We start from the raw sequence: 7,222 nt of genomic DNA, 5'->3' as shown, positions 1-7,222 counted from the left end.
GAATTATAGTTTCTCTTACTTTAGGTTTATCATAAGCTATAGCAGCACAATGCTCAAGCCATTTCAAAATGTCTTTATTATATGATATTAACGTATAGTCAAAAGTCGCATTTTCCCCGACTGAAGAAACAGAAGGGCTACTACCATAAAGACTCAAATATAATATTTTAAAATTATCTGTAGAACAGTATTTGTCTTTAGCAAAATTATAATATCTGAGCAACTGATTGGACTGATCACTAGCATAAATTTTATTCTCAATAATTAGCGACGGTACACCAGATGCTTGTGGCATATCAATCAGAATATCTATACGCCCACCTTCAGTTCCATCATCATTGATACGACCTATGTAATATTCCGTTGTAGTAACAGCTTTATTAAGCACATTAGCAGCATCATTTATTTCAATCTTTAAAACCTCTTCTATAAAAACCTTTAGAAAAGCTTCACCACATCCATGGCTTCCTTCTGGATTCAGTAATTCAGCAAGCATAGCAGAATGCAACTTAACTTCTTCACTCCAGAGTCCTAGGACGTTGAATACATTAAAATTCTCACCTCGCCTACTGACTTCTGTTTGCTTTATTATTTGCTTTTTTTGTATTTCACCTATCTTTTTCAGTAGGGTTTGCATGTTTTGTTCCATAATATATAAATTAAAAAAAGACTATTTTATATTAAGCATAAAATCTATTGCTATAAAATTTATATCTGATTTTCTTTTCATTTAATCATTTTCTGTAATACGATAATATATTTTCCGCAATCTGACACATTCCATCTTTAAGCCACTGGGGCTCGATTATTTCTATCTGGTCTGTCTGTTGTAGAAGCATTTGAACAAACTCATAATTGGGACGTACATTGAACTCAAACGTAATAGACTCATCATCTGATGTTATTTCCCGTTGGGACTCATGTATGGGCAATGTACATAAATATTTTCTCGCCCATCCGTATGCTTTAATAACCACACGCTCTATATCATATTCTGTATCGGTTATTATACCCACGCATCCCTCAAAATATTTATCTATATCAAAGGTTTCAGGAAGCTTGAATTCTGTATCCGTGATGACTACACTCTGTATTCTATCAAGTGCATAAGTCCTCATATCCTCTGAATAGACAGACCATCCTATCAAATACCAGCGACGGTTATAAACTTTAAGATGATATGGTTCGACGAGGAATGTTGTTGGATGTGACCTGCCAAAACCATGGTGAGTTATCTCGATTACAGAGTTCTGTCGCATAGCCTGAAGTATAGGCTGTAGGAATTTATTTCCTGACGGGATTTTCTCGAAGGAAATACGTTTTTCAAGTTTCTTGTCTGCCTGAAGTTGGTTCAGTGTGGCATAAGAATCTATCAGCCAGGAGCGAAAAGCGTCTCCTTCCAATAAATCGGCATCTTCTATATAATATCCATATCCGCGTTTGGTATCACAAGAGATGATTATATCAAAAATTGTCTGCACAGCATCTTTATGATTCATAAATGTTTTCCATGGAAGAGGTTTACCGTCTCCAAGACCACAGTTTTCCCATTTTTCGCTTATTTCCTTGAATGTGATATATGGATGACATCTGATTAAGTCCACAAGCCACACATATCGGCCAAATTTATTTGCTGCCATAGTTATTAGTTTTATATATTTTCAAAATTAGATATTAGAGATGAAACTAACAAATCTATTATTAGATTATATCATTGTCTGCCAAAACCAATCTTTCTGTAGGATTGGTTTATTTTTTCTTCACTACACAATCTCAATATACTTTCAAAAGATGGAACTCTATCGTCAATAATCTCCATCATAGTGGATTTACGCACTACATTATCAATTTCTCCTCCACTGAAATCATATAGAGATGCAAGTTTCATGGCTTCATCCTGATTTAGAGCAGGCATTTTATCAAGCCATATATTACATTTTACATCTGCCGAAGGTTTGCCGAACTGTATTTTGAAAAGAAATCTTCGTTCGAAAGCTTTGTCAAGATTATCTGCCAGATTGGTAGTAGCTATCAGAATACCATCAAGTTTCTCCATTTCCTCAAGGATAATGTTCTGAATCGTGTTCTCTGTCTGGTCAACACTGTTTCCTCCAGATATATCACGGCGTTTGGAGAATATTGCATCCGCCTCGTTGAAAAGCAATATAGGTTTGACTTTGGAACGCTTACATGCCTTTCTATAACGGTTGAAAATATCTTTTACTATTTTCTCACTTTCGCCATACCACATGCTTTTTGAAGCACTGATGTCAACATGTATGATATCGCGACCTGTTTTTCTTGCCCATTGCATTACTGACTCTGTCTTTCCTGTTCCTGGAGCTCCATATAACAGTACAGCAATACCTTTTGGCAATCCTTTTGCTTCAAGCTTGTCAACCAATGATTTATAATTACTCTCAGACAGTACCTCACAAACCATCGAGAGTTGTTCACTTTCTTTATTTGAAAAGAACAGTCTCTTTTCCTTTATAGCAGATGCTGAAATAAAATCTTTGTTGTCAGATTTCATTATGTAAAACTCTGCATCTTCCTCAAAATAAAGCTGTTTGGCCTTGTCTGTAAGTTCAAGAACTGTGTATTCTCCGAAAAGACTGCTCTTAGCAACCATCTCTACAAGTTCAAGTCGCTGGAGTTTATGCTGTTCTTCTTTGAAAAGTTTAATGTTTTCATTTCTTTCTTTTATCGGATAAAGTCTGACAAGTTCACTATTAATACTAATCACATCATTATTTACACAGGCATTACAAATCATATAGAATAATGCACGATAGTCTTCTTCCGGAACCAACTCTTTTATGTTTCTAATACATGTAAGGCTTGAATTATAATCTTCCAGTGTTTCAATCTTTGCAGACAATTTAGTGAGTACTCGTTTATTTTCTATATTATGTTCATTACTATAAATATAATCTTTAACAGTACGTACAAAAGAATATCTGTTTAGCTCCGAAAACTGTTTTCCAAATACTCTATAGTCATCTCCAAAAAAAAGATGTTTTCCGGTGTCTGTCAGAATTATATCGTCATAATCACCTAATATTTCTACCAAATCAGCCTGTATAAGGGGGTGCGTACCTTCAAGAAATAGTTTACGCTCGCGAAATTGATACCCAAACACTTCATACATTTCCGACAGAATATTGCTTAAAGACGAACGCCCATATCCGTCGTGATTAAAAAAATCATAACATATCTCATAAAACATTGTGCGAGACTGAATATCGGGAATAATAGTTCTTAAATCTTTTACTATCTGCATCTCACGATTATCATCTTCAAGTGACTCTACAAACTGAAACAATAGCTCTGCAGTGACATCTCCGTCATGAATCTGAGAATTCACCAATTTGCAGAAATCATACTTGTCGAACTCTTTATCAAGTAGATGTATCTTCCTGTATTCCGGTCTGTTATTCTCCAGTATGCAGTTTATAAAATAATTAGTAACCATATAGTTATGACGTACTATACGGCATTCGTTAAGGTTGGTCTGTAATATATACCCTTTCTTCTGCAATGATTTTAGTGATGGCAAATACTCCATTATATCCAACTGTGTACAGTTGAAATAAGATGCAAGATCCTCAATACCAGAATTTTTACCGCTACAACTGCGGTCGAACATTGCTGTAAAAATTATCGCTTCATTTCTATTGTCCAAACCTATGTTTTCTTTCAATAACTCAAGCAATAATACCATTTCCTTTCCTTCCAATCCTTTAAGCTTACTGTCATGCAGTTTTGAAGCTGCTGCCTTAATCAATTGAATCAAAGTTTTTTCCATATCATTCTGTTTTATGCCACAAAATTGCATAGGAAGATATGCCAAATCCGGGCATAGCTTAATAAAAAAGTCAAATCCATCTATAAAAATCAGATTTTACTTTTATCATAAACATCCATATTATGAACATTGTATTACTTTTGTATCAATAGCAAGCAATAATACTTAAAAGAAAGAATGCAAAGCATGGGTAAATATTTTTTTAGGCCGAGAATCGGGGAAGACTATGACAAAGGGATACACGGACTGAGAACTCTCATCTTGGGCTCGCACTTCTACTGCCCGTATAATGATTGTCCCCATTTGAAAGAAGAATGTGCTTCAAGTAAATATATATTAGGAATGGATATGAAATGTCCTTACTACACAGACAAGGAGGATAAGGATTATTACTGTCTGTCGAACAGTGATACAATAGAAATAGACTCATATCTTGAGGGTTTCCCCTATCCGGCATTCAGTGCATTTACATATATAATGCTTAAAAAACGTGACCACCTTACTGAAGAAGAGAAAAATAATTTCTGGAGCAAAGTGGCATTTACAAATTATATACAGCACTACTGGCCCAATGGGAAATCACCTGAATATTCAGACAATAAAGAACTGTACGATACGGATTACGAGGCATTCATGCAGGTGGTAGAGGAGCTGAAACCTCATATTATCATGGTATGGAACAAAGCTATTAAGGACTGCCTGGTTTCTCACGGCGACTTGAATTATTTCGGAATGATAGACATGCCGGTGATTTCGGTATATATATTCTCCAGCAATGATGATGAAACAAAACTTACAACCGCCCAGACAAAGAGACTTAAACACAGATATAAGATTATACCTGAAAATATAACAGTAGAATGGATAAAGTCATTATTCGTGCGTTACTTTAATAATCAGGAAGCACAAGATTCTTTCAAATTGAAAACAAAGAATGAACGTCTGGCAGGTATAGGAATGGCAGACACAAGAAAAATAAAGAATATAGCAACTTTATTCAAGCAACTGTCCACCCAAAAGATACTCATACGCAGAGAAAACAATATAGATTTCGGAAACAATATAACAAATGCGCATAAGGAAGTGTTTATGAAGTATATAAAACTGACCTTTGATGTTCCACTTTATACCAATGAATGCCTGTCTGATATGTTCAGGTACAATTTTAGTCATAGTCAGATAAAAAATGAATTCGAAGATAACATAACGAAAAAGATGAAAGCAATTTTCAGGATGGTAGCTACCAGAAGATAAGTGAGTGATAAAGAATATCGAAACATGATGACATTATAGCGAAAAACACGAAGAAAAGCTTTAGTAAAAAATTAGTAAAAAATCCGTCTGAAACGCCACTAATTCATTAAATATCAATCTATTACAAAGAAAGAGGTCAGAAATAAAATCAAGATAAAAGGAAAAGCTGGTAGAAATTGTAGCCATAATATACTTTTGCATTGCAGACCTCAAAAGAAAATCAGCAAACAAAAAGAATTATCAAACCTTAATAATGAATTAAAATGGAAACCGGTATCAAGAAAACTGAACAAAAGATTCTGGACGAATGGCGTAAATATGCCGAAAGCATAAATAATGCTCATGAGTTTTCGGAAAACGGACTGTTGTACAGGGGAAATATCTTCTTCGAGTATGACACGTGGCACCGCAAAGAGGGAAAGGAAGAGGAGTTATGGCTGAATGCCAGACGCAAACTGCTAATAATAACCAAAGAGCTGAATGATACTGAGGCATGGAACATAAGGGAAGAAACAGGACGGCAGAACTGCGCTGCTTTTTCCTATCATAGGGGTGTGCCTTTCATTAAAAACCTCAGAATGTGGAGTTACGGACTACTTAATTCTACTTCGGACTATTATCCTGAGTTTGACGAAGCAAGAGATATGAATGTATCGGGACCTTTCTTCGAGAATGCTCCGATAGCACATATAAACTGCAAGAAACAGTGCGGTGGTGCCCAAATAAGTCAGAAAACTTTATCGGAATATATAAACAGGTATTCCATCTTTCTAAAAAGTCAAATAGCTCTCTACGATGCTGATGTTATCCTTTGTTGCGGAAACGCAAACGGACAGAACCTGATATTTGATTTTGTAAAATCACAGTATCTGGACGACCTGCAACTTGTGGATGATACTGGTAACTGGATTTACTACTCTCCTTCCACCGGAAAAATAGTGATAGACAGCTATCATCCGAGTGCGAGAATAGGATATAAGGAAGTGTATGAAGACATGATGTCAGGATTTAGGACAACACTTAAATATATAGAAAATGCTTAGAGGGACTACAAGATTCGTATGCGATAAATGCGGAAACAAATTCATTGAAAAAGATATGGAATTTATGGCAACTACGCTGTCTATTCCAATGAAATGTCCGAAATGCGGCTCGTTTCATACCATGCCATCTGGACTTTTGAGCATAATACAAAAACCTATATACAGAAAAATCTGGGAAAATATGGATAAAAACAAGTAAAAAACGATGTATAACAATTTAAAAATCTCATTATCATGATTATCACTAAAGAAAGACTTTCTGAGGCTATCAAACCCTGATCTACTATATGGGATCAGTGTTGCACTGGCGGAATTATCAAAAGGCTATAATGTGAAATTCGATTACAAAACTGTAATCTTAGAGAAAAAATAACTTTATTACTATCAACTTTAAAAATTATATATATGAATAAGTTTTCAAAACGAGGAACATTGAAGGATGTAGATCCTGAAGACGTTGTAATAACAGTAAAAACTGTAGTTAAAATAGTGCGTGATTTATTGAAAAAAGACAAGGACAAAAACCAGAATGACAAGAAATAGACAGGGACAATAAAAAAGTGCTGCAACTTTGTCACTCTGACAAAATTGCAGCACTGAAATTATCTGCGTAGTCTCAAATTATTTGCGCTGTCCCAGTTTATCATCCAGATATAGAATACCTGAGTGATCGCCGCAACGTTTCAATTTATCAACTATACCCTGAGCTGTTGCTTCTTCTTCAACCTGCTCGCGAACATATCCCCACAAGAAATCCTGTGAAGCTTTGTCTTTCACTTCGGAAGCGATGTTTACAAGATCGTCAATGAGTTGTGAAACATGGCATTCGTGTTTGTAAACATGTTCGAATACTTCAAGTGGACTACCCCATCCCTGAGGAACAACGTCTATTTTGTCAACTTTAGCCTCACCACCACGCTTCATAAGGTAATCAGCCAAATTATATGCATGATCAAGTTCTTCCTGTGACTGTTTTCTCATCCATGAAGCAAATCCGTCGTAACCTTCTTTCTGGAGATAGAAAGACATTGAAAGATAAAGATTAGCTGACCACATTTCGGCAGTAATCTGCGCATTGATTGCGTTCTGTAGTTTTTCTGAAATCATAGTTTATAAA

The 7,222-nt window shown here is 35.4% G+C and carries 8 protein-coding genes; 4 read left to right on the top strand and 4 right to left on the bottom strand.

What is annotated here, in order from left to right; genetic code table 11:
* From H6A61_RS09300 to H6A61_RS09290, 3 genes are all read right to left on the bottom strand, one after another.
* A partial coding sequence (locus H6A61_RS09300; protein ID WP_204393086.1) for a PD-(D/E)XK nuclease family protein occupies positions 1-649 on the bottom strand: 649 nt, incomplete at its 3' end.
* A gap of 85 nt (positions 650-734) precedes the next feature.
* On the bottom strand, positions 735-1,640 hold the full coding sequence (locus tag H6A61_RS09295) for a helix-turn-helix transcriptional regulator (RefSeq protein ID WP_204393084.1): 906 nt from the start codon (positions 1,638-1,640) through the stop codon (positions 735-737).
* A 71-nt stretch (positions 1,641-1,711) separates the two neighbouring features.
* Entirely contained in the window at positions 1,712-3,808 is a 2,097-nt protein-coding gene (locus H6A61_RS09290; protein ID WP_204393082.1) for an ATP-binding protein, read from the bottom strand.
* 186 nt (positions 3,809-3,994) lie between these two features.
* On the opposite strand from H6A61_RS09290, the gene H6A61_RS09285 reads away from it, so the two are divergent.
* The 4 genes from H6A61_RS09285 to H6A61_RS09270 all read left to right on the top strand — a co-directional run bounded on the left by H6A61_RS09285 (position 3,995) and on the right by H6A61_RS09270 (position 6,648).
* The gene (locus H6A61_RS09285) at positions 3,995-5,062 is read left to right on the top strand and encodes a hypothetical protein (RefSeq protein ID WP_204393080.1); all 1,068 of its coding nucleotides are present in this window, start codon (positions 3,995-3,997) and stop codon (positions 5,060-5,062) included.
* Positions 5,063-5,325: 263 nt separating this feature from the next.
* Complete coding sequence (locus H6A61_RS09280) at positions 5,326-6,105, top strand: hypothetical protein (RefSeq protein WP_204393078.1); 780 nt, start codon at positions 5,326-5,328, stop codon at positions 6,103-6,105.
* Positions 6,098-6,304, top strand: a complete 207-nt coding sequence (locus H6A61_RS09275) for a hypothetical protein (protein WP_204393076.1) — start codon at positions 6,098-6,100, stop codon at positions 6,302-6,304. Before H6A61_RS09280 ends, H6A61_RS09275 begins: the two co-directional genes overlap by 8 nt.
* A gap of 206 nt (positions 6,305-6,510) precedes the next feature.
* A complete protein-coding gene (locus H6A61_RS09270; protein WP_204393074.1) occupies positions 6,511-6,648 on the top strand; it encodes a hypothetical protein in 138 nt (45 codons plus the stop codon).
* 78 nt (positions 6,649-6,726) lie between these two features.
* Here the strand turns inward: H6A61_RS09270 and H6A61_RS09265 are convergent, their stop codons facing one another.
* Positions 6,727-7,212 (bottom strand): ferritin, encoded by a 486-nt coding sequence (locus tag H6A61_RS09265; RefSeq protein WP_154044794.1) that lies wholly within the window; start codon positions 7,210-7,212, stop codon positions 6,727-6,729.
* Positions 7,213-7,222: the final 10 nt, after the last annotated feature.

Origin of the sequence: Bacteroides caecigallinarum, assembly GCF_016901995.1 — a bacterium.
Classification (GTDB): Bacteria; Bacteroidota; Bacteroidia; order Bacteroidales; family Bacteroidaceae; genus Phocaeicola; species Phocaeicola cellulolyticus.
Note: the sequence above shows the minus strand (reverse complement) of the source record. Positions and strands in the feature narration are given on the sequence as shown.

Excerpts from the sequence above, each read along its gene's own strand:
- H6A61_RS09295 (WP_204393084.1), bottom strand. The coding sequence starts at position 1,640 with ATGGCAGCAAATAAATTTGGCCGATATGTGTGGCTTGTGGACTTAATC.
- H6A61_RS09290 (WP_204393082.1), bottom strand. The coding sequence starts at position 3,808 with ATGGAAAAAACTTTGATTCAATTGATTAAGGCAGCAGCTTCAAAACTG.
- H6A61_RS09285 (WP_204393080.1), top strand. The coding sequence starts at position 3,995 with ATGGGTAAATATTTTTTTAGGCCGAGAATCGGGGAAGACTATGACAAA.
- H6A61_RS09280 (WP_204393078.1), top strand. The coding sequence starts at position 5,326 with ATGGAAACCGGTATCAAGAAAACTGAACAAAAGATTCTGGACGAATGG.
- H6A61_RS09275 (WP_204393076.1), top strand. The coding sequence starts at position 6,098 with ATGCTTAGAGGGACTACAAGATTCGTATGCGATAAATGCGGAAACAAA.
- H6A61_RS09270 (WP_204393074.1), top strand. The coding sequence starts at position 6,511 with ATGAATAAGTTTTCAAAACGAGGAACATTGAAGGATGTAGATCCTGAA.
- H6A61_RS09265 (WP_154044794.1), bottom strand. The coding sequence starts at position 7,212 with ATGATTTCAGAAAAACTACAGAACGCAATCAATGCGCAGATTACTGCC.